The organism is Kitasatospora sp. Ki12 (genome assembly GCF_054601375.1).
Map to the genome: position 1 here is coordinate 157939 of NZ_BAAIHT010000002.1, position 17798 is coordinate 175736.

Consider the following 17798-nt stretch of genomic DNA (forward strand, 5'->3'; position numbering starts at 1 on the left):
GACACCCCCCTAGAGTGGCCGCACTCCTCCACAAGTGGCCTTTTCTTCACGCCGGTTCACCGGTTCTTCACACCGGTTCGCCGGTCTCGGGACGTTCAGCGCGCTCTGTTCCCCCCATCGAGCCGGAAGGGCCGGGCCCGTGACGCAGGCGTTCCAGTCCCCCGGTTTCGCCGCGCTGGCGGGCGACCGCGCGGTCGAGACGCGGCTCGTCGACGAGCGCTGGCAGGCGGTGGCCTGGGACCTGGGGACCGGGCGGCGCCGGGTGGTCACCGACCGGCCCGAGGGCGTCCACCTCAGCGAGATCGAGCCGGACGGCGACGCCATCTGGTGGTTCGACGCCGACGGTGCCGGGGAGGGCCGGTGGCGGCGCGAGCCGTTCGCGGGCGGCTCGGGCGGCTCGGGCGGCGAGGCGCTGCACGGCGTGCCGCGCGGGCGGGCGTACGGCGTCGCCTTCGACCGGACGGGCGCGCTCGCCGCGGTGGCGGTCGGTGTCGACGGCGGCTCGCACTGCTACCTCGGACCGCCCGGGGGCGAGGCCCGGCTGATCGGTTCGGCCCCCGGGTACCTGAGCCTGGCCGACCTGTCCCCGGACGGTCGGCTGCTCGCCCTCGGCGGGCGCCCCGACGGGGACGACGCGGTGGTCCTGTTACCCGCGGACGCCCGGGCGGCGGGCCCACTGCGGCTCGCCGGGCACCGCCGACGGCGGCTCTGGCCGATCGAGTTCAACCCGCTCGCCGCACTCGAACCGGAGCTGCTGGTGGTGGTCGAGGAGGACGAGCGGTACACCGTCGCGACCTGGCGGGCGGGCGCGGGACTGACCGGGTACCCGGGGCTGTCCTTCGACTCGCAGATATCGGCCGGCTGGTACCAGGGGCCGCGCGGGGTGCTGATCCAGCACGAGCGGGCCGGTCGGAGCCGGCTGCTCCTCGCCGACCTCGACCCGGCGGCGGGGCGGGCTCCGAAAAGGCAAGGGACCGCGGGGCCGGGAACGGTCGGCCGACGACCGGCGGGGCACGGTCCGTCGGAGCAGAGTCCTCCGACCCGGGAGATCAGCACGCCCGGTGGCACGATCCACGACCTGTCGTGCGCCCCGGACGGCACCCTGCACTGCGTCTGGAGCCGGGAGTCGACACCGCCCCGCCCGCTGGTCCTGCGCCCCGGCACCTCGGTGGCGCCCGACCTCGAAGCGGACCGGGGCGACATCTCCCGCAGCCGGCGCTGGACGCCCCGACCGTACGGGCCGATCCACAGCTTCGTCAGCACCCCGGCCGGCCAGGGCCCGTGGCCGACCCTCTTCCTGGTCCACGGCGGCCCCGCCACCCACGACCGTGACTCCTACGACCCCCGGGTGAACGCCCTGGTGGACCAGGGCTACGCGGTGGTGCGCACCAACTACCGCGGCTCCACCGGTTACGGCGCCCGCTGGCAGCACGAGTACGGCCACCGGGTCGGGCTGGCCCAGATCGAGGACCTGGCCGCCGTCCGCGCGGAGCTGGTCGCCGACGGTACGGCGCTCGCGGAGCGCACCGGCCTCTGCGGGTTCTCGTGGGGCGGCTACCTGACCCTGCTGGCGCTGGGCGCACAGCCGGACTTGTGGTCACTCGGCATGGCCGCCCAGCCGATCGCGGACTACCCCGCCGCCTACCGCACCACCACCCCCGCACTGCGCGAGCTCGACCGGCAGCTCTTCGGCGGGACCCCGGACGAGGTCCCCGAGCGCTACCGCGCCGCCGACCCGCGAGCGTACGTGCGCCAGGTCCGCTCGCCCGTCCTGCTGGTCGCCTCGCGGACCGACGAGCGCTGCCCGCCCGAGCAGGTGGCCGGCTACGCCGACGACCTGCGCCGGCTGGCGGTGCCGCACGAGCTGCTCTGGGTGGACGGCGGCCACTACAGCCGCCGTACCGCCGACCACCGATCGGTGCTGGCCGCGATGGTCCGGTTCGCCGGACACGCCTGGCCGGCGCCGCTCCCCCCGGACACCTCGGGGCGACCGCCCTGAGGCACCCGCCGATCCGTTGGAAGGAGGTGAACAGCCATGAAGCGACGCAGCATTCAGAGCGACCCGATCAGCACCCCGGAGCGTGACCGGGGCGCCGTGATAGTCCAGAACTTCGCGCTCGACATCACAAAGGCCGCACCGGTCGCGCCCGCCCTCAAGGGGCAGCCGAAGCCGAAGCCGGAAGCGAAGAAGTGACCCGCCGTCGCTCCGGGGCGCCCTCGGCACCCCGGAGCGACACCTCTCCGACCGAACCGCGAACACCAACCGACCGCCGGCGAACGACAGAAGTGGCCACCATGCGTATCGTCCTGCTGCACATGCCCTGGGGCGCGATCGACGTGCCGTCGCTGGCGCTCGGGATCCTGCACACCGCCGCCGAACGCGCCGGCCATCAGGTCGACGTGCGGTACGCCAACCTGGACTTCGTGGACTGGGCGGCCGAGACCGCGGGCTTCGGCGTGGACGACTACCAGTACTTCTCCGAGAAGTCCTACTTCCAGGGCGCGGGCGACTGGGCGTTCGCCGGTGCGCTGTACGGCGACGACGGCGACGGCAGTGACGGCGAGGGCGACGCGGACGCCGGGTTCGCGGGCTACTTCGCGTACCTGGCCACCAGCGGTGCGAGCGAGCAGGAGATCGCACTGACCCGGGCCACCCGCGCGCTCGCCCCCGTGTTCATCGCCCGCCTGGTCGAGGAACTCGCCGCCGACCCGCCGGACCTGGTCGGCTTCACCACCACCTTCCAGCAGAACACCGCGAGCCTCGCCGCCGCCAGGCTGCTCAAGCAACGGTGCCCGCAGGTGCGCACGGTGTTCGGCGGCGCGAACTGCGACGGCCCGCAGGGCGCCGCGCTGCACCGCAACTTCCCCTTCCTGGACTTCGTGGTGCGCGGCGAGGGCGAGGCCGCCTTCCCTGCGCTCCTGGCGGGCCTCCTGGAGGGCGGCGACCTCTCCGCCGTCCCCGGGCTGTGCTGGCGCGACGGCTCCGGCACGTCGACGGCCAACGCGATGACGACACGTCCGCTGCCGCCGGCGGCGATCCTCGCGCCACGCTACGACGGCTTCTTCGAGCGGCTCGACGCCTCCGTCGCGGCCGGCTGGGTCGATCCCAAACTCGTCCTCGAAGGCTCCCGCGGCTGCTGGTGGGGCGAGAAGCACCACTGCACCTTCTGCGGGCTCAACGGCTCCTCGATGGAGTTCCGCTCCAAGCCGCCCGCGGACTTCCTCGCCGAGGTGCTCACGCTCGTCGAACGCCACCAGCTGCTGGACGTCTACGTGGTCGACAACATCCTGGACATGGGCTACTTCGACACCGTCCTGAAGTCGCTGGCCGAGCTCCCGGTCGATCTGCGGCTGCACTTCGAGATCAAGGCCAACCTGCGCCGCCACCAGTTCCAGCTCCTCGGCGACTCGGGCGCGGCCCAGGTGCAGCCCGGCATCGAGAGTCTGAGCACCCGGGTACTGCGGATCATGGACAAGGGGGTCACCGGCTGCCAGAACGTCCGCGCGCTGCGGGACGCCCAGAGCGCCGGGGTCTCGGTGACGTGGAACTACCTCTACGGCTTCCCGGGCGAGCAGCCCGCCGACTACGAGTCGGTGATCCGCCAACTGCCCGTGCTGCACCACCTGGACCCGCCGACCGGAGCGGGCCGGATCGCGATCGAGCGGTTCAGCCCGTACTTCGACCGCCCCGAGCTGGGCTTCGCGATCACCCGGCCTGCCTTCCAGTACCGCGCGACCTACCGCCTGCCGGAGAGCGAACTGAACGAACTGGCCTACGTGTTCACCGCGCCACCGCGCGGGATCGGCGGCGACCTCGCGGAGCGGCTGAGCACCGCCGTGGACACCTGGCTCGCGCGGTTCCCCGACAGCCGGCTCAGCTACCGGGACGCGGGCGGACGGATCGTGCTCGTCAACACCCGCCCCGGGTACGACTGGCGGGTGGTCGAGCTGACCGGTCCGGCGGAGCTCGCCGCCTTCCGGCTGCTGGCCCAGCCCCGCTCGACCGCCGCGCTGGCCGCCAAGGTCCCCGGCGGCGCGGCGGCGGTCGAGCCGGTGCTGGAGCGTTTCACCGCGCTGGGGCTGCTGTTCCACGACGGGGACAGCTACCTGCAGGTCGCCGTCGAGTCCGACAACCAGGTGCTGATGCGGATGCAGCACCGGCACGGCCCGGCCGGTGCCCGTCCCCGCACCGAGGAGGTGCCCGATGCCGTCCCGATCGGCTGAACGGACCGGTGCCGCCGCCTGGCGCGCGGCCGGCCCCGAGGTCGAGCTCTGGCTCGACTACGACCCCGCGGCACGGGAGTTGCCGGACTACGCGCTCGGTCGCCGCACCCTGCCCGGCCCGGCGCAGACGGAGGTCACCGAGCTGCACCGCGCCGGGGTCCGCTGCCTGCGGCTGACCGAGCCGGTGCGGCTCTGCGCGGACGCGCCGGCGGCGTCCGCGCGGGCGCTGATGCTGCTGCGCGAGGCGACCGGGCAGGGGCTGGCCGTGCTCTGGCGGGCGGTCTGCACGGACGGCTGCGCGGCCCGGCGCCGGTTCCACCACCTGTACCCGCCGGAGCGGTTGACCGGCGGCGGCACGGAGGACGTCCTCGCCGACTGGCGCGCCACGTACTTCCCGAGCAAGTGCGTCTTCCGGCGCGGCCCCGGCTTCGTCGAGGTGCGCGACCGCCGGTTCGGGACGCTGGAACTGTTCACCATCGACGAGCCGGGCCACCTGGCGCAGCTGGACGCGCTGGCCGAGGGCGTCGAGGCCGGCCTGCTGCCGGACGCCGTCCACCGGGACCTCGCCGAGGCCGGCCTGATCGCCGAACAGGCGGGCCGCGCGTGGTTCCTGCCCATGCGGGTGCGCCGCTGGCCCTTCCCGTCGCTGACGGTGTAGCCGCGTGGCCGCGTAGCCGCCCGGTCGGGTGGCCGTGCAGCCGTGAGAGTTTCGAGCCCGAGGAGGGAACCATGAGCACCGCGGTCGACGACGCCGCCGCGCGGATGTCCGCCTTCATCCGCGACCCCTACCCCACGCTCGCCCGGATCCGGGAGGCCGGCGCGGTCTCCACCGTGGAGTTCGGCGAGGGCCTGCCGGTCTACCTGGTGACGCGCTACGAGGACGTCCGGGCCGCACTGATGGACCCGCGCTTCGGGCAGGACGTCCGCCGCAGCCAGGCCATCGCGAGCGGACGGGGCGCCGGCCTGACGCTCGGCTCGGAGGTCGTCCACATGCTCAACAGCGACCCGCCGGACCACACCCGGCTGCGCCGCCTGATCCAGGGCGTCTTCACCCGCCGGCGGGTCGACCTGATGCGGCCGCTGGTCGAGCGCATCGCCGGCGGCCTGCTGGACGGGCTGCACGGGCGGGAGAGCGCCGACCTGGTCACGGACTTCGCCTTCCCGCTGCCGATCATGATCATCTGCGAGCTGCTGGGCTTCCCCCCGGAGGACATGCGGGCCTTCCGCACCTGGTCGACCGCGATCCTCACCCAGGGCGGCGAGATGACCTTCGGCCAGGCCACCGCCGAACTCAACGACTACCTCAGGGAGTTGATGACGGCCCGGCGGGCGACGCCGAGCACGGACATCCTCACCGACCTGGTCCAGGCCTGCGACGCCGGTGAACTCACCGAGCAGGAGGTGTTCTCGATGGTCTTCCTGCTGCTGATCGGCGGCCACGAGACCACCGTCAACCTGCTCGGCACCGCCACCCTGGCCCTGCTCCACCACCCCGACCAGCTCGCCTGGCTGCGCGCCAACCCGGCGGCGATGCCGGTCGCGATCGACGAGTTCCTGCGCTACGAGTCCCCGGTGAGCATGGCCACGCTGCGGTTCACCAACGCCGACGTGATGGTCGACGACGTCGAGATCCCGGCGGACGAACTGGTGCTGCTCTCGCTCGGCGCGGCCAACCGGGACCCAGCACGCTTCACCGAGCCCGACCGGCTGATCCTGGACCGCGGCGATCCGGGCCACCTGGCCTTCGGGCAGGGCCTGCACCGGTGCCTCGGCTCCTTCCTCGGCAAGCTGGAGAGCGAGGTCGCGCTGACCGGCCTGCTCGAACGCTTCTCGCGGATCGAACTGGCCGCCGCCGAGGAGACCCTGCCCTGGCGCAACACGATCATGCTGCGCGGCCTGGAGTCGCTGCCGGTCTCGCTCCATGGCTAGCAGTACGGGAGCCGGTAGCGCGGGAGCAGGCGACGCGGGAGCAGGCGACGCGGGGACGGACAGCCCCCGGGCGGGCCGCGCGGCGGGGCTGTTGCGGTTCCGCCCCCGGATCGGCGTCGCCCCGCTGCGTTCGCGCGGCTACCGGCTGCTGGTGATCGGGCAGGCCACCTCGGAGTTCGGCAACGCGTTCCAGGTGGTCGCCCTGCCGCTGCTGGTCTACTCCCTCGGCGGAGGCGCCCGCCAGTTGAGCCTGGTGATCGCCGCCTACGGCGCGGGCCGGCTGGCCGCCACCCCGCTCGGTGGGATCCTCGCCGACCGCTACGGCGCCCGGCGGGTGATGCTGACCGCCGACCTCGGCCGGCTGCTCGCCACCGCCGGGCTCTGCGCGGTCGCCGCCGGCGGGGCCGCCGACTTCTGGCTGATCGGCGGCCTCGCCCTGCTGGTCGGCCTCGGCGCGGGGGTGTTCCTGCCGGCCGCCTGGGCGATCACCCCGACCCTGCTGCCCGCCGAGGACCTGCACGCGGGCAACGCGCTGAACAGCACGGTCACCTTCGGAGCGGGCTTGCTCGGTCCGGCGGCGGCCGGCCCGCTGGTCGCCTGGCTGGACCCCGCCGCCGCACTGGGCCTGGACGCGGCGACCTTCGCCGTGTCGACGGCGACGCTGCTGCTGATCGGTCGCGGCAGCGCCGTCGCACCGCCCAACCCGGTCTCCGAACGTGCCTCCGTACCCAGGAACTTCCGCGGCCTGCTGCGGGAGTCGCCGCTGCTGCGCGCGGTGCTCACGGTGACGGTGATCGCGAACCTGACGGTCGGCGGCGCCACCCGGGTCGCCCTGCCGACCCTGGCCACCCAGGGCTTCGCCGCCGGCGCCGTCGGCCTGGGCGTGCTGCTGGCCGCGTTCACCGGCGGCGCGCTGGTCGGCGGCCTGTTCGCGGCCGGTCTCACCGAGGTCCGCTCGCGGGGCCGTACGGCGATGCGCTCCGGCCTGGTCATGGGGGCGGCGATCGGCCTGGTGCCGTTCACCGGTCTCGTCGGCGCCGTACTGCTGCTCGCCGTGGCCGGCGGCGCCAGCACGGTGACCAACGTCCTGGTCGTCACCGGCGTGCAGAAGAGCACCCCGCCCGCGCTGCTGGCCCGGGTCATGGCGGCGATCACCTTCTGCGGCCTGGGCGTCTTCCCGCTCTCGGTGATCGCGGCCGGCGCGGCGGTGGACGCGTTCGGGAGCCGGGGGGTGTTCGCGACGACCGGACTCTGCCTGCTGGGCGCGTTCGGGTACGCGCTGACCAGGCGTGAGATCCGCGAACTCTGAGGCCACGGCCCCGGTTGGTGGACGCACCGCCGCCCACGCGGAGTGTCGGCCTCAGGACAGCTTCGCTTCGGGGGCGAAGGCGGGCAGCTTCTCGAGGCTGCTGCGCACGGCCTCGGCGCCGTACTCGAACATCTGCCGCTCGTAGTCGTCGACCGCGCCGGGCAGATCCCGGCGGCCTTCGTCGGCCTCGATCAGGCGGCGGCGCAGCAGGTCGGCGTCGCGCAGCGCGGTGTTGGCGCCGTTGCCGCCGGTCGGGGAGGTGGCGTGGATCGCGTCGCCGAGGAGCGTGACCGGGCCAGGCGCCCAGCGCCGGCCGGGCTTGACCACCCGGATGGACAGCAGTGTGCTGTTGTCCGGGTCGGCCTGCTCGATCAGCGCGCGCAGTTGCGGGTGCCAGCCTTCCGTCCTGGACAGCACGGCGTCCTGCGCGGTCAGGTTCTCCGGTGAGCCGTTGGGCGGGAGGATCATGGCCCAGCGTACGTAGTCGCCGATGTCGGGCAGCGTGACGTCGGGGGCCAGCTGTTCGGCGGCCTGCTTCGGCGGGGTGCGGAAGCGCATCGCGCCGAGCAGCAGGCTGACGCCGTCGCCGGTGATCTTCGAGCCGTAGGCCTTGGACAGGCCGGCGAACTCCTCGGTCAGCGGGGTGCGGCCGATGACGAACCGGACGCCGGTGTCGGTCAGGGTGGTCTGCGGCGAGAGGACCGCGCGGACGGCGGAGGTGACACCGTCCGCGCCGACGAGCAGGTCGGCGGTGGCCGGGTCGCGGCGGTCGAACCGGGCTCGGACCGTGCCGTCGGCCGTCACCTCGTAGCCGGTCAACGCGGCGTCGGTGTGCACGGTCAGGCCGGTCAGCAACAGGTGTCGCAGCACCTGCCGGTCGACCACGAGGCCGGTCCGGCCCGCGCCGAGCCTGCCGATCTCGTTCAGCCGCGGGTCTAGGATCAGCTGCTCGGCGGAGGCCTCCATGACGATCTCGTCCAGCAGCGGGTGCCAGCGCGTCGGCAGGCAGTCGCGCACCGCCTGGAAGCCGGTCCGGTTCAGCACGAGCCGGTAGCCCTGGAACCGGGCGGCGATCCCCGGGTCGCGCTCGAAAACGTCGGCCTCGATCCCGGCACCACGCAGACCCTGCGCGAGAGCCAGACCTCCCAGACCGGCTCCGACGACGGAAACCCGCATCACACACCTCCGCGAGATCGATACGAACTTAGTTCGTTCTGACGATCTAAGTTCTACGGAACGAACTTAGATCGTGTCAAGGTAGGGTGGTCGGCATGTCCGCCGATCCCCGCCAGCGCCGCGCAGCCCGCCACGCCCGACCCGCAGCGGAGGTCGCCGCGCCGGCACCGCGCAAGAAGCCGATCACCGTCGAACGGATCACCGACGCCGCCCTGGAAGTCGTCGCCACCGAGGGGTACGACGCGCTGACCATCCGCCGGGTCGCCGCCGTGCTCGGCACCGGACCGTCGTCGCTGTACGCGCACATCGTCAACAAGGACGACATCGACGACCTGCTGATCGGCAGGCTCTACTCCGAGGTCGTCCTCCCCGCACCGGACCCGGCCGCCTGGCGCGAGCAGCTGGTCGGGGTGTACACCCAGATCCGCGACCTGTACCTGGAATACCCCGGAGTGTCGCGCGCCGCGCTGGCCATGGTGCCGACCCACCTGGAAACGCTGCGGGTCGGCGAAGGGATCCTGGCGATCCTGCTCGCGGGCGGCGTCGACCCGAGGACGGCCGGATGGGCCCGCGACGCGCTGTCCCTCTACGTCAGCGCCTACGCACTGGAGCAGTCACTGGTCCGGCAACGGCGCCGGCACCAGGGCCAGGAGCAGGACCAGGAATGGGTGCTCAGCCACGAGGAGTTGCTGGACCGCTTCACCGCGCTGCCCGCCGAGGAATTCCCGCAGACGCGACGCCACGCCGCCGAGCTGGTCTCCGGCACCGGACCCGACCGCTTCGAGTTCGCCCTCGGCCAGCTCATCAACAACCTGCGGCCCGCATCCGACTGACCCCGGGAACACCGGGACCGGAAAGCACGGGCATTTCCGTAATGAACGGTTGTGTTCCCTATCTCCCAGGGCTACTGTCGGTGGAGGTGAACGAATCCGTCCCCCTCCCGTCGTTCGCTCCCGAGCCATTGGGGAACCTGCCATGGCCACCTCGCGTGCCCTGGCCACGGCTCCGCCCGCGACCGCACGTCGGGGCCAGCACCCAGGGATAGCCCTCACCGTCATCGCGGCCACCCAGCTGATGGTCGTCCTGGACATCACGATCGTGAACATCGCGCTGCCGCACATCCAGCAGGCGCTGAAATTCAACACCACCGACCTGTCCTGGGTCATCAACGCCTACACCCTGACCTTCGGCGGGCTGCTGCTGCTCGGCGGCCGGGCCGGCGACATCCTCGGCCGGCGGCGGGTGTTCGTCGTCGGGGTCCTGGTCTTCAGCCTGGCCTCGCTGCTCGGCGGGTTCGCGACCTCCTCCGCCTGGCTGCTGGCCGCGCGGGCCCTGCAGGGGCTGGGCGGCGCCATCGCCTCGCCGACCGCGCTCGCGCTGATCGCCACCAACTTCAAGGAGGGCCCGGACCGCAACCGGGCCTTCGGCGTCTTCTCGGCCGTCGCGGGCGCGGGCGGCGCGATCGGGCTGCTGCTCGGCGGCATGCTGACGTCCTGGCTGTCCTGGCGCTGGGTGTTCTTCGTCAATGTGCCGATCGGCATCGCGATCGCGCTGCTGGCACCGCTCTACATCAACGAGTCCGAACGCCACCCCGGCCGCTTCGACCTGACCGGCGCGTTCACCGCCACGGCCGGCATGGTCTCGCTGGTGTACGGCTTCATCCGCGCCTCCGAGCACGGCTGGACGGACCAGGTGACACTGACCGCGTTCAGCCTCGCCGTCGTCCTGCTGGCCGCCTTCCTGCTCAACGAGCGGCGCGTACCGCAGCCGATCACCCCGCTGCACCTGTTCCGCGACCGCAACCGCTCCGGCGCGTACGGGCTGATGCTCTGCGTGGCCGCGGCGATGTTCAGCATCTTCTTCTTCATCACCCTGTTCGTGCAGGAGATCCTCGGCTTCAGCCCGCTGCGGGCCGGGTTCGCCTTCCTGCCGATCAGCGCGGCCATCATCGGCGCCGCCCAGTTCGCCGCCCGCAACCAACTGCGGTGGGGCCCCAAGCCGTTCCTGGTCACCGGATCGGTCCTGGTGCTCACCGGAGTCGCCTGGGCGAGCCGGATCGACATCAACAGCAGCTACGTCGGCGGCATCCTCGGCCCGACCCTGCTGTTCGGCTTCGGCATGGGCTCGATCTTCGTGCCGGTGATGCTCACCGCCGTCTCCAAGGTCGCCCCGCACGAGACGGGCGCCGCCACCGGCATGCTCAACACCACCCAGCAGGTGGGCGGTTCGCTGGGGCTGTCGATCCTGGTCACGGTGTACGGCACGGCGAGCCGCGACGAGGCCCGGCGGCAGGCCGGGAAGTTCCTCCAGCAGGCCACCCCGCAGGAGGCCCTGCGCTTCAAGGCGACCGGACAGCTCCCGCAGCCGTACTCCTCGCAGGTGCTGGTGCACGGCATCTCCAGCGCCTTCCAGCTGGGCCTGGTCTTCGCCGCGCTGGCCGTCGTCATCGCGGCGCTCGTCATCAAGGTGCGCCGGCTGCCGGAGCCGACGGCCGTCAGCCCTTCGGGGGGCGGTGCTTGACAGGGCGTCATGGGGACCGGGAGAGTCTTTCTTGCAATGGTTTTCATCTTCGATAGCCGTTGCGTGCCGATGGCTGCTGCCCACCGGCAGCCGAACCCCCGTACCCCCTTTTGCACTCCCGAAAGAGGACACCCATGTCGCTCGACGTCTCCCCCACCCTCCTCGCCCAGGCCCAGGAGGGCCGCGTCGAGGAGGCCGACTTCCTCGAGACCGTCCGCGCCTCGCTCCCGTACGCCTACCAGGTCGTCGCCGGGCTCAGCACCGAACTCGCCGCCTGTGACGAGGAGTTCACCACCGACAACACCACGCCCAGCGACGAGGAGCGGGCCCAGCTGCTGCGCGCGCTCGCCAGCAACGCCATCCGGGGGAGCCTGGAGGACCACTTCGGCGTGAAGCTCGCCTTCGTCAACTGCCACCGTGTCGGCGCCTTCCGGCCCGGCGCCGAGGACAGCGTGGCGTACCGCGAGTTCACCTCGCTGCACAACCAGATCCGCAACCAGAGCCCGGAGCTGCGCAGCTGCTGACGGCCGACCGACGCGGGGCCCCGTCCGTCCGGGCGTCCATCCGGGCGGGCGGGGCCCCGCACCCGTGGCGCCGTGTTGCGCCCCGTTACGGCTGGTTGCGGCCGGTTGCGCCTTGTTACGGCCGGTTGCGACGCCGTGGCCGGATCGTGTGCCGATCTTGTCGGCCCCGGGCACCGGTGCGTACGTTCGGAGGGCACCAGTCGACCGGCCCTCCCCGGGGCCGCCTCACCCGCGGAGCCGCCACCATGTCGCCGCACCCCCGCCCGCTGCGCAGGCTCGGCTTCCTCACCATCGGGCTCTTCGACGAGGCGGACCCGCGCCGCGGCCACGAGTCCACCCTCGACCTCATCACCCTCGGCGAGCAGCTCGGCTTCGACAGCGCCTGGCTGCGCCACCGCCACCTCCAGTACGGGATCTCCTCCCCCGTCGCCGTCCTCGCCGCCGCCACCCAGCGCACCAGCCGCATCCAGCTCGGCACCGCCGTCACCCCGCTCGGCTGGGAGAACCCGCTGCGGCTCGCCGAGGACCTCGCCACCGTGGACGTCCTGTCCGGCGGCCGGCTCAACCCCGGCTTCAGCGTCGGCCCGCCCACCCACTACGAGCACGTCCGTGACGCGCTCTACCCCGACACCGCCGGGGCCGAGGACTTCAGCCCCCGCCGCGCCGAACGCCTGCTCGCCCTCGTCCGCGGCGAGGACGCCTCCGACTTCGCCGGCACCGAGGGCATCGAGGTGTACTCCCGCCGCGTCCAGCCGTACTCCCCCGGCCTCGCCGCCCGGCTCTGGTACGGCGCCGGCAGCCTGCGCTCCGCCCGCTGGGCCGGCGAGCAGGGGCTCAACCTGCTCACCAGCAGCGTCGTCAAGGCCGAGAGCGAGGACGGGGCCTCGACCCCGGACGCGCAGCCGGACTTCGCCGCGATCCAGGCCACCCAGATCCGCGCCTTCCGCGAACACCACCCCGACGGCGAGCGGGCCCGGGTCTCCCAGGGGCTGGTGGTCATCCCCACCGACACCGCCACCCCCGAACAGCGCGCCAGGTACGAGGCGTACGCCCGCTCCCGCACCCCGCGCACCCTCGCGCCGCAGGGCCCGGCCCGGCTGCTGTTCGCCCCGGACCTGGTCGGCACCACCCCGGAACTCGTCGAACGGCTGCACGCCCACGCCGGGTACCGGGAGGTCGACGAGGTCGCCTTCGCGCTGCCGTTCAGCTTCGAGCACCAGGACTACGTCCAGATCCTCACCGACCTCGCCACCCGCCTCGGACCGGCGCTCGGCTGGCAGCCGGCCGACGCCCACCCCGCCGCGGCCCCCGGCGAGGGCTGACCGGCTGACCTGTCGGTGCGGCGGCCGGGGACCGCACCGACAGGTCGCCTACCCTCGCGGCCATGCACTCCGACGGCCCCACCCTGCTGCGCCCGCCCGAGACACTCGTCGACACCCCCGGCACCCGGCTCAGCCACGGCGGCCTCCTGGACACCCCGGCCGGCCTGCTCACCGTGCTCGCCCTCGAACACCGCCCGGTGCCGCCCGCCGGCGGGGCCGTGTCACCGTGGCTGGTCTACCTCACCGTGCCCGGGCGCCCGTACGGCACGCTGGCGCTGCCCGGGCTCGTCGACGACCCGGAGTACGGCGTCCAGTTCGTGGTCTGCCAGTTCGGGCGGGTGGCGCAGCGGAGCGGGCCGGTGCTCGTGGTGCACCACTCCCTGCTGCCCCGGTCGGTGGGGCTCTTCCTCGACGCCGCGGTGACCCCGTCCACGGTGGCCGAACTGGTCGCCGAACCCGCGCCGCTGGACCCGCCCGGCGGCGGGGAGAACGGCATCCGGGTCTGGCACAGCGGGGCACTGCGGGTCGGCGGGCTGCTCTACACCCGGCTGGAGGCCACCGCCGACCGGCCCGGCCTGCTCACCGCCCCGGGCTGGGACCCGTCCCCGTACCGGCCGGCCGACAGCCGGCCGCCCCTGGAGGTCCGGGCCGAGCCCCGGGGCGGGCAGCGCCACGACGCGCGCTCGTGGGGCGAGGAGTACTCCGCCGTCGACGCGGTCCTCCTCGCCGGTGACACCCCGCTCCGCATCGACTGGACCTGCCACCCCCTCGGGGCGTCCGACAGTCGGGTGATCGACGGGAGTTGACCGCCACCACGGCAGCCGGGCGGCCCATGGGGCGTCAGAACTCGGTGGTGTCCAGGTCCAGTTCGAACGGCTCGGGAAGCCGCACCGGGATCCCGAACGGGTGCGGCCCCTCGAGCCGGGTGTAACCCAGTGTGCCGGGTTGGGAGAACAGCGTGCAGGCCCGCTCCTGCCGGTCCACCAGCAGGTAGAGCGGCGCACCGAACTGGGCGTACCAGCGGCGCTTCACGGTCCGGTCGGTGTCGCCGTTCGAGGGCGAGGTGACCTCGACGACGAGGACCGTCTGGTCGGGCAGCAAGGCGCCCTTCGCCTTGGCCAGTTCGCGCGGCACGACAGCCAGGTCGGGCACGTACCGGTCCCCCGTCCCCGGGAGGGCGAGGTCTCCCGAGCCCGCGCGCAAACCGAGTTCGCGCTGTCGCGGGCCGATCTGCAACCGGACCAGGTCGACCGTGGTCTGGTGGGCCCAGGAGTGCGCCACCGGGGTGGGCACTCCCTCGATGATCTCCGTCTCCACGGAGCGCAGCATACGCGGGTCTTCCGCTCGGCTCTTTCCTCTGCGCAGGCCCCTGGTCAGATGAATAAGCGCTTGCTTAGAATCGGGGCTCGTTCGGTTTCAGAGCCCCGATGTGTGACCAGGAGACGTCATGACCGCAGTCAACCGTCAGATCCGCCTTGCCCGTCGGCCGGTCGGGGAGGTCCGGGCGGAGGACTGGGGGCACGGGAGCGAGCCGGTGGGGGTGCCCGGGGACGGGGAGTTCCTGGGGCGGACGAAGTACGTGTCGCTCGACCCGGCGATGCGGGGGTGGCTGGACGACCGGCCCTCGTACCTGCCGCCGGTGGGGCTGGGCGAGGTGATGCGGGCCGGTTCGGTGGTCGAGGTCGTCGCGTCGAACCACCCGCGGTTCGCGGTCGGGGAGCACGTGGTCGGGGCCTTCGGGGTGCAGGAGTACGCGCTCTCCGACGGCAAGGGCGCGATCACCGTGGATCCCGCGCTCGCGCCGCTGTCCACCTACCTCGGCGCCCTCGGGATGCCCGGCATGACGGCCTACTTCGGGCTGCTGGAGGTCGGGGCGCTCAAGGAGGGCGAGACCGTCCTCGTCTCCGGCGCCGCCGGGGCGGTCGGCAGCATGGTCGGGCAGATCGCCAAGGTGAAGGGCTGCCGGGTGATCGGCATCGCCGGCGGCCCCGAGAAGTGCGCGCTGCTCACCGGGGAGCTGGGCTTCGACGCGGCGATCGACTACCGCGCCGAGGACGTCCGCAAGGCGCTGCGCACCCACGCCCCCGACGGCGTCGACGTCTACTTCGACAACGTCGGCGGTCCGGTCCTGGACGCCGCGCTGACCTCGCTCGCCCTGCACGCCCGGGTGGTGGTCTGCGGCGCGATCAGCCAGTACAACAACGAGAGCGCCGTCCAGGGCCCGTCCAACTACCTGGCGCTGCTGGTGCGCCGGGCCCGGATGGAGGGCTTCGTGGTGTTCGACTACGCCCGCCGGTACGCGGAGGCCGCCGCCGAGATCGCGGGCTGGATCGGCGACGGCCGGATCGCCGTGAAGGAGCAGGTGGTGGAGGGCACCGTGGACGACTTCCCGGAGACCTTCCAGATGCTGTTCCGCGGCGAGAACACCGGCAAGCTGGTGCTCCGCCTCGCCTGATCCCGCCTCACCTGGTCCCGCCTCGGCGGGACAGGAATCCTCGGGCGGCCGGATCCCCCCGGCCGCGGCCGCCCGAGGACCCGGTCAGAGCAGGCGCTTGATCTCGCCGCGGGCCCGGTAGAAGCCGCCCGAGGCGGACTCCCGCACCTCGGCGACCAGGTAGCGCGCCCCGGCGACCCGGACGTCCTTCGGGAACTGCACCCGCCAGGTCGGGTCGAAGCCCTGGGAGACCACCCGCACCCGCAGCCGGGCGCCGTCCTGGACGCACTCGACCTCGATCCCGCCGCCGGCCGCCCCGACCGCGGTGACCTCGACCGTCTCCAGCGCCGCACCGGCCAGCACGGGCTCCCAGCCGGCACCCTTCACCTCGGCGGTCTTCGGCAGGGTGCCGTCCTCGGCGGCCCGGACGGCCTGCTCGCTCGCGTCCAGGCAGGCCAGCGAGCCGTCGGTGGTGACCAGGTAGAGCCGGCCGTCCCGGTACTGCATGCTGTACGCCGAGCCGCAGCCGGTGGCGAGCTTCCACAGCCGGGTGCCGTCGGCGGCGAAGCAGTACACCGAGGAGTGGTTGTCCCCGGCGAAGACGTACTCGCCGTCCGGGGAGGCCGCGCAGGAGAAGACGGCGGCGTCGCAGCGGTAGGAGGCCACCTCGGAGCCGTCCGACTTGCGCAGCCGGTGCACCCAGCCGCGCCCGGTGCCGGCGAACACCTCCTCGGCCTCCTGCCAGCCGAACAGCACCTCGCCCTTGGTGGGGGTGTGCCAGCGCGGGTCGCCGCTGCGGTTGTCGTAGCGGGCGACGCCGCGCGAGTGGCCGTGGTAGACGCCGTCGGCGTCGCAGCGCACCATCCAGCCGTCGCGGCCGTCGGCCTGGCGGCGCCACTGGAACTCGTCCTCGTGGTCCACCGTGGTCAGTCCGCCGCGCTCGTCGGCGACGCCGAGCACGCCGTCGTGGATGTCGAGCCAGAAGATGTCGACGTCCTGGGCTATCTCGTAGGCGACCCGCGGGACCTTGCCGCCCAGGTCGTACACCTTGCCGTCGTCGCAGCCGGCGTAGATCCACCAGTCGTCGGCGACGATGCACTTGACGCCGTCCGGGAGGCCGTAGCGGGCGGTGACCTCGCCGTCGTGGGTGAGGGTGTAGACGTCGCCGCGCTCGTTGCCGACCCAGGCGTGCTCCTCGCCGACGAAGATCCCGAAGGCCGGCGAGCCGGAGCGGAACCGCCACAGCAGCGGCGCCTGACGGGCGGTGGAGCGGCTGCTGACGATCTGGCGCCTGGTCACCGCGCGGCGCTGGCGCACGCCCCGCACGGCGGGCGCGTAGCCCTTGCGGACCTTCTCGCCGACCTTCTTGGCCGCCGCCGAGGCCGCCTTCTCCGCGGTCGGGTAGCCGGTGGCCTTGCTCTGCCCCGGCTCACCGATCCGCCCGTACCGGACCGTCACGACCGTCCCGGCGAGCCGCACCTCGTAGAACTTGTGCGCACTCCCCTCGTCCTCGGACAGTTCGAGGTAGGTGACCTGCTCTTCCACGGCGACGGACACGGCGAAAGCCCCTTTCGGACAACGGAGATGGAGGCGCGGGGGCTGCTCCGGCCCGCCGACGTGGAACACGCTATGCCCCGGCACCGACAGTCCGCTTCCGGGCCCGCCCCGGGCCGCGCACGGCCGGGCTCACCGGTCGGTGCGCAGCTCCGTGAGGAAGGCCTGCCAGTCGCGTTCGGCGGCCTCGCGGGCGCGCTCGGGCGGGACGAGGCGATCGGTCTCCTCGAACCACTCGGCCAGTTCGCCGACGGGCAGTTCCAGGACGGCGCCGGTCTCCCGGGAGGCCAGGCGCAGCCAGGCCAGGGCGCCGCGCTCACCGGGCAGCGGCCAGATCCGGACGTCGCCCTCGCCGCTGGGCTCGGTGAGGCCGCGGTGCAGCAGCCCGCGGCCGATGCGCCAGGTGACGGCGCGGCCGCGGGGCGGGGTGAGGGTGAGGGTGACGAGGTCCGGGGTGGCCGGGTCGAAGCGGAACTCCGCCCGTAGCGGCTGGCGCGCTGTCCGCCCCAGCACCCGGTGGACGTCCAGGGCGAGCGCGTGGACGCCCTTCGGCACCTCGCGGCAGCCGCCGTGTCCGAGCCTTTCGCCGCTCATGGCGGTGCTCCCCTTTCCTCGTTCCGGTCTCCTGGTCCCGGCCGTCTCCCGACGTTCCGGCCGTCCCCCGACTCTTCCGCCACCGGCCGGTCCGGGGCATCCGTCACTTGACCCACGGTTTCCGTACGTCACCCTCCGCTCCGCCGGCCTGACCGGGGCGTTCGGCGGGCCCGGACGGCGGGAGCAACCGTCAGATGACGGGTGTGCCGCCG

16 protein-coding genes are annotated in these 17798 nt (G+C 73.2%); 12 read left to right on the forward strand and 4 right to left on the reverse strand.

Going from position 1 to position 17798, the window contains the following annotated elements; genetic code table 11:
* The first annotated feature begins 139 nt into the window (after positions 1–139).
* The 6 genes from ACYP53_RS18430 (at position 140) to ACYP53_RS18455 (ending at position 7462) form a co-directional block, all read left to right on the forward strand.
* The gene (locus ACYP53_RS18430) at positions 140–1999 is read left to right on the forward strand and encodes an alpha/beta hydrolase family protein (RefSeq protein ID WP_459648117.1); all 1860 of its coding nucleotides are present in this window, start codon (positions 140–142) and stop codon (positions 1997–1999) included.
* A 36-nt stretch (positions 2000–2035) separates the two neighbouring features.
* Positions 2036–2194, forward strand: coding sequence for a hypothetical protein (locus ACYP53_RS18435; protein WP_189922511.1), 159 nt, complete (start codon positions 2036–2038; stop codon positions 2192–2194).
* Between the two features lie 101 nt (positions 2195–2295).
* Positions 2296–4224: a RiPP maturation radical SAM C-methyltransferase gene (locus tag ACYP53_RS18440; protein WP_459648118.1), complete on the forward strand. Its 1929-nt coding sequence runs from the start codon at positions 2296–2298 to the stop codon at positions 4222–4224.
* Positions 4205–4882: a DUF5825 family protein gene (locus ACYP53_RS18445; protein WP_459648119.1), complete on the forward strand. Its 678-nt coding sequence runs from the start codon at positions 4205–4207 to the stop codon at positions 4880–4882. The genes ACYP53_RS18440 and ACYP53_RS18445 overlap by 20 nt, the downstream gene beginning before the upstream one ends.
* 71 nt (positions 4883–4953) lie before the next feature.
* Positions 4954–6153, forward strand: coding sequence for a cytochrome P450 family protein (locus ACYP53_RS18450; RefSeq protein ID WP_459648120.1), 1200 nt, complete (start codon positions 4954–4956; stop codon positions 6151–6153).
* A gap of 91 nt (positions 6154–6244) precedes the next feature.
* Positions 6245–7462: an MFS transporter gene (locus ACYP53_RS18455; protein WP_459648121.1), complete on the forward strand. Its 1218-nt coding sequence runs from the start codon at positions 6245–6247 to the stop codon at positions 7460–7462.
* 51 nt (positions 7463–7513) lie between these two features.
* Here the strand turns inward: ACYP53_RS18455 and ACYP53_RS18460 are convergent, their stop codons facing one another.
* Positions 7514–8638, reverse strand: a complete 1125-nt coding sequence (locus ACYP53_RS18460) for an FAD-dependent oxidoreductase (RefSeq protein WP_459648122.1) — start codon at positions 8636–8638, stop codon at positions 7514–7516.
* Positions 8639–8733: 95 nt separating this feature from the next.
* Between ACYP53_RS18460 and ACYP53_RS18465 the strand changes: the two genes are divergently transcribed.
* The 5 genes from ACYP53_RS18465 to ACYP53_RS18485 all read left to right on the forward strand — a co-directional run bounded on the left by ACYP53_RS18465 (position 8734) and on the right by ACYP53_RS18485 (position 13810).
* On the forward strand, positions 8734–9471 hold the full coding sequence (locus ACYP53_RS18465; protein WP_459648123.1) for a TetR/AcrR family transcriptional regulator: 738 nt from the start codon (positions 8734–8736) through the stop codon (positions 9469–9471).
* 142 nt (positions 9472–9613) lie between these two features.
* Positions 9614–11158 carry an MFS transporter gene (locus tag ACYP53_RS18470; protein ID WP_459648124.1) on the forward strand — a complete coding sequence of 515 codons (1545 nt, stop codon included), beginning with the start codon at positions 9614–9616 and terminating at the stop codon, positions 11156–11158.
* A gap of 134 nt (positions 11159–11292) precedes the next feature.
* The gene (locus tag ACYP53_RS18475; protein WP_459648125.1) at positions 11293–11682 is read left to right on the forward strand and encodes an SCO5389 family protein; all 390 of its coding nucleotides are present in this window, start codon (positions 11293–11295) and stop codon (positions 11680–11682) included.
* A 245-nt stretch (positions 11683–11927) separates the two neighbouring features.
* A complete protein-coding gene (locus tag ACYP53_RS18480) occupies positions 11928–13004 on the forward strand; it encodes an LLM class flavin-dependent oxidoreductase (RefSeq protein WP_459648126.1) in 1077 nt (358 codons plus the stop codon).
* A 62-nt stretch (positions 13005–13066) separates the two neighbouring features.
* Complete coding sequence (locus ACYP53_RS18485; protein WP_459648127.1) at positions 13067–13810, forward strand: hypothetical protein; 744 nt, start codon at positions 13067–13069, stop codon at positions 13808–13810.
* A 34-nt stretch (positions 13811–13844) separates the two neighbouring features.
* Here the strand turns inward: ACYP53_RS18485 and ACYP53_RS18490 are convergent, their stop codons facing one another.
* The gene (locus ACYP53_RS18490) at positions 13845–14333 is read right to left on the reverse strand and encodes a Uma2 family endonuclease (RefSeq protein ID WP_459648128.1); all 489 of its coding nucleotides are present in this window, start codon (positions 14331–14333) and stop codon (positions 13845–13847) included.
* A gap of 118 nt (positions 14334–14451) precedes the next feature.
* Between ACYP53_RS18490 and ACYP53_RS18495 the strand changes: the two genes are divergently transcribed.
* A complete protein-coding gene (locus tag ACYP53_RS18495) occupies positions 14452–15459 on the forward strand; it encodes an NADP-dependent oxidoreductase (protein ID WP_189922487.1) in 1008 nt (335 codons plus the stop codon).
* An 84-nt stretch (positions 15460–15543) separates the two neighbouring features.
* Here the strand turns inward: ACYP53_RS18495 and ACYP53_RS18500 are convergent, their stop codons facing one another.
* Positions 15544–16995: a WGR domain-containing protein gene (locus ACYP53_RS18500; protein ID WP_459648129.1), complete on the reverse strand. Its 1452-nt coding sequence runs from the start codon at positions 16993–16995 to the stop codon at positions 15544–15546.
* Positions 16996–17124: 129 nt separating this feature from the next.
* Complete coding sequence (locus ACYP53_RS18505; RefSeq protein ID WP_459648130.1) at positions 17125–17586, reverse strand: SsgA family sporulation/cell division regulator; 462 nt, start codon at positions 17584–17586, stop codon at positions 17125–17127.
* Positions 17587–17798 lie beyond the last annotated feature (212 nt).

Coding starts and splice junctions, on each gene's coding strand:
- ACYP53_RS18435 (WP_189922511.1), top strand. CDS start 2,036: ATGAAGCGACGCAGCATTCAGAGCGACCCGATCAGCACCCCGGAGCGT.
- ACYP53_RS18440 (WP_459648118.1), top strand. CDS start 2,296: ATGCGTATCGTCCTGCTGCACATGCCCTGGGGCGCGATCGACGTGCCG.
- ACYP53_RS18445 (WP_459648119.1), top strand. CDS start 4,205: ATGCCGTCCCGATCGGCTGAACGGACCGGTGCCGCCGCCTGGCGCGCG.
- ACYP53_RS18450 (WP_459648120.1), top strand. CDS start 4,954: ATGAGCACCGCGGTCGACGACGCCGCCGCGCGGATGTCCGCCTTCATC.
- ACYP53_RS18460 (WP_459648122.1), bottom strand. CDS start 8,638: ATGCGGGTTTCCGTCGTCGGAGCCGGTCTGGGAGGTCTGGCTCTCGCG.
- ACYP53_RS18465 (WP_459648123.1), top strand. CDS start 8,734: ATGTCCGCCGATCCCCGCCAGCGCCGCGCAGCCCGCCACGCCCGACCC.
- ACYP53_RS18470 (WP_459648124.1), top strand. CDS start 9,614: ATGGCCACCTCGCGTGCCCTGGCCACGGCTCCGCCCGCGACCGCACGT.
- ACYP53_RS18475 (WP_459648125.1), top strand. CDS start 11,293: ATGTCGCTCGACGTCTCCCCCACCCTCCTCGCCCAGGCCCAGGAGGGC.
- ACYP53_RS18480 (WP_459648126.1), top strand. CDS start 11,928: ATGTCGCCGCACCCCCGCCCGCTGCGCAGGCTCGGCTTCCTCACCATC.
- ACYP53_RS18485 (WP_459648127.1), top strand. CDS start 13,067: ATGCACTCCGACGGCCCCACCCTGCTGCGCCCGCCCGAGACACTCGTC.
- ACYP53_RS18490 (WP_459648128.1), bottom strand. CDS start 14,333: ATGCTGCGCTCCGTGGAGACGGAGATCATCGAGGGAGTGCCCACCCCG.
- ACYP53_RS18495 (WP_189922487.1), top strand. CDS start 14,452: ATGACCGCAGTCAACCGTCAGATCCGCCTTGCCCGTCGGCCGGTCGGG.
- ACYP53_RS18505 (WP_459648130.1), bottom strand. CDS start 17,586: ATGAGCGGCGAAAGGCTCGGACACGGCGGCTGCCGCGAGGTGCCGAAG.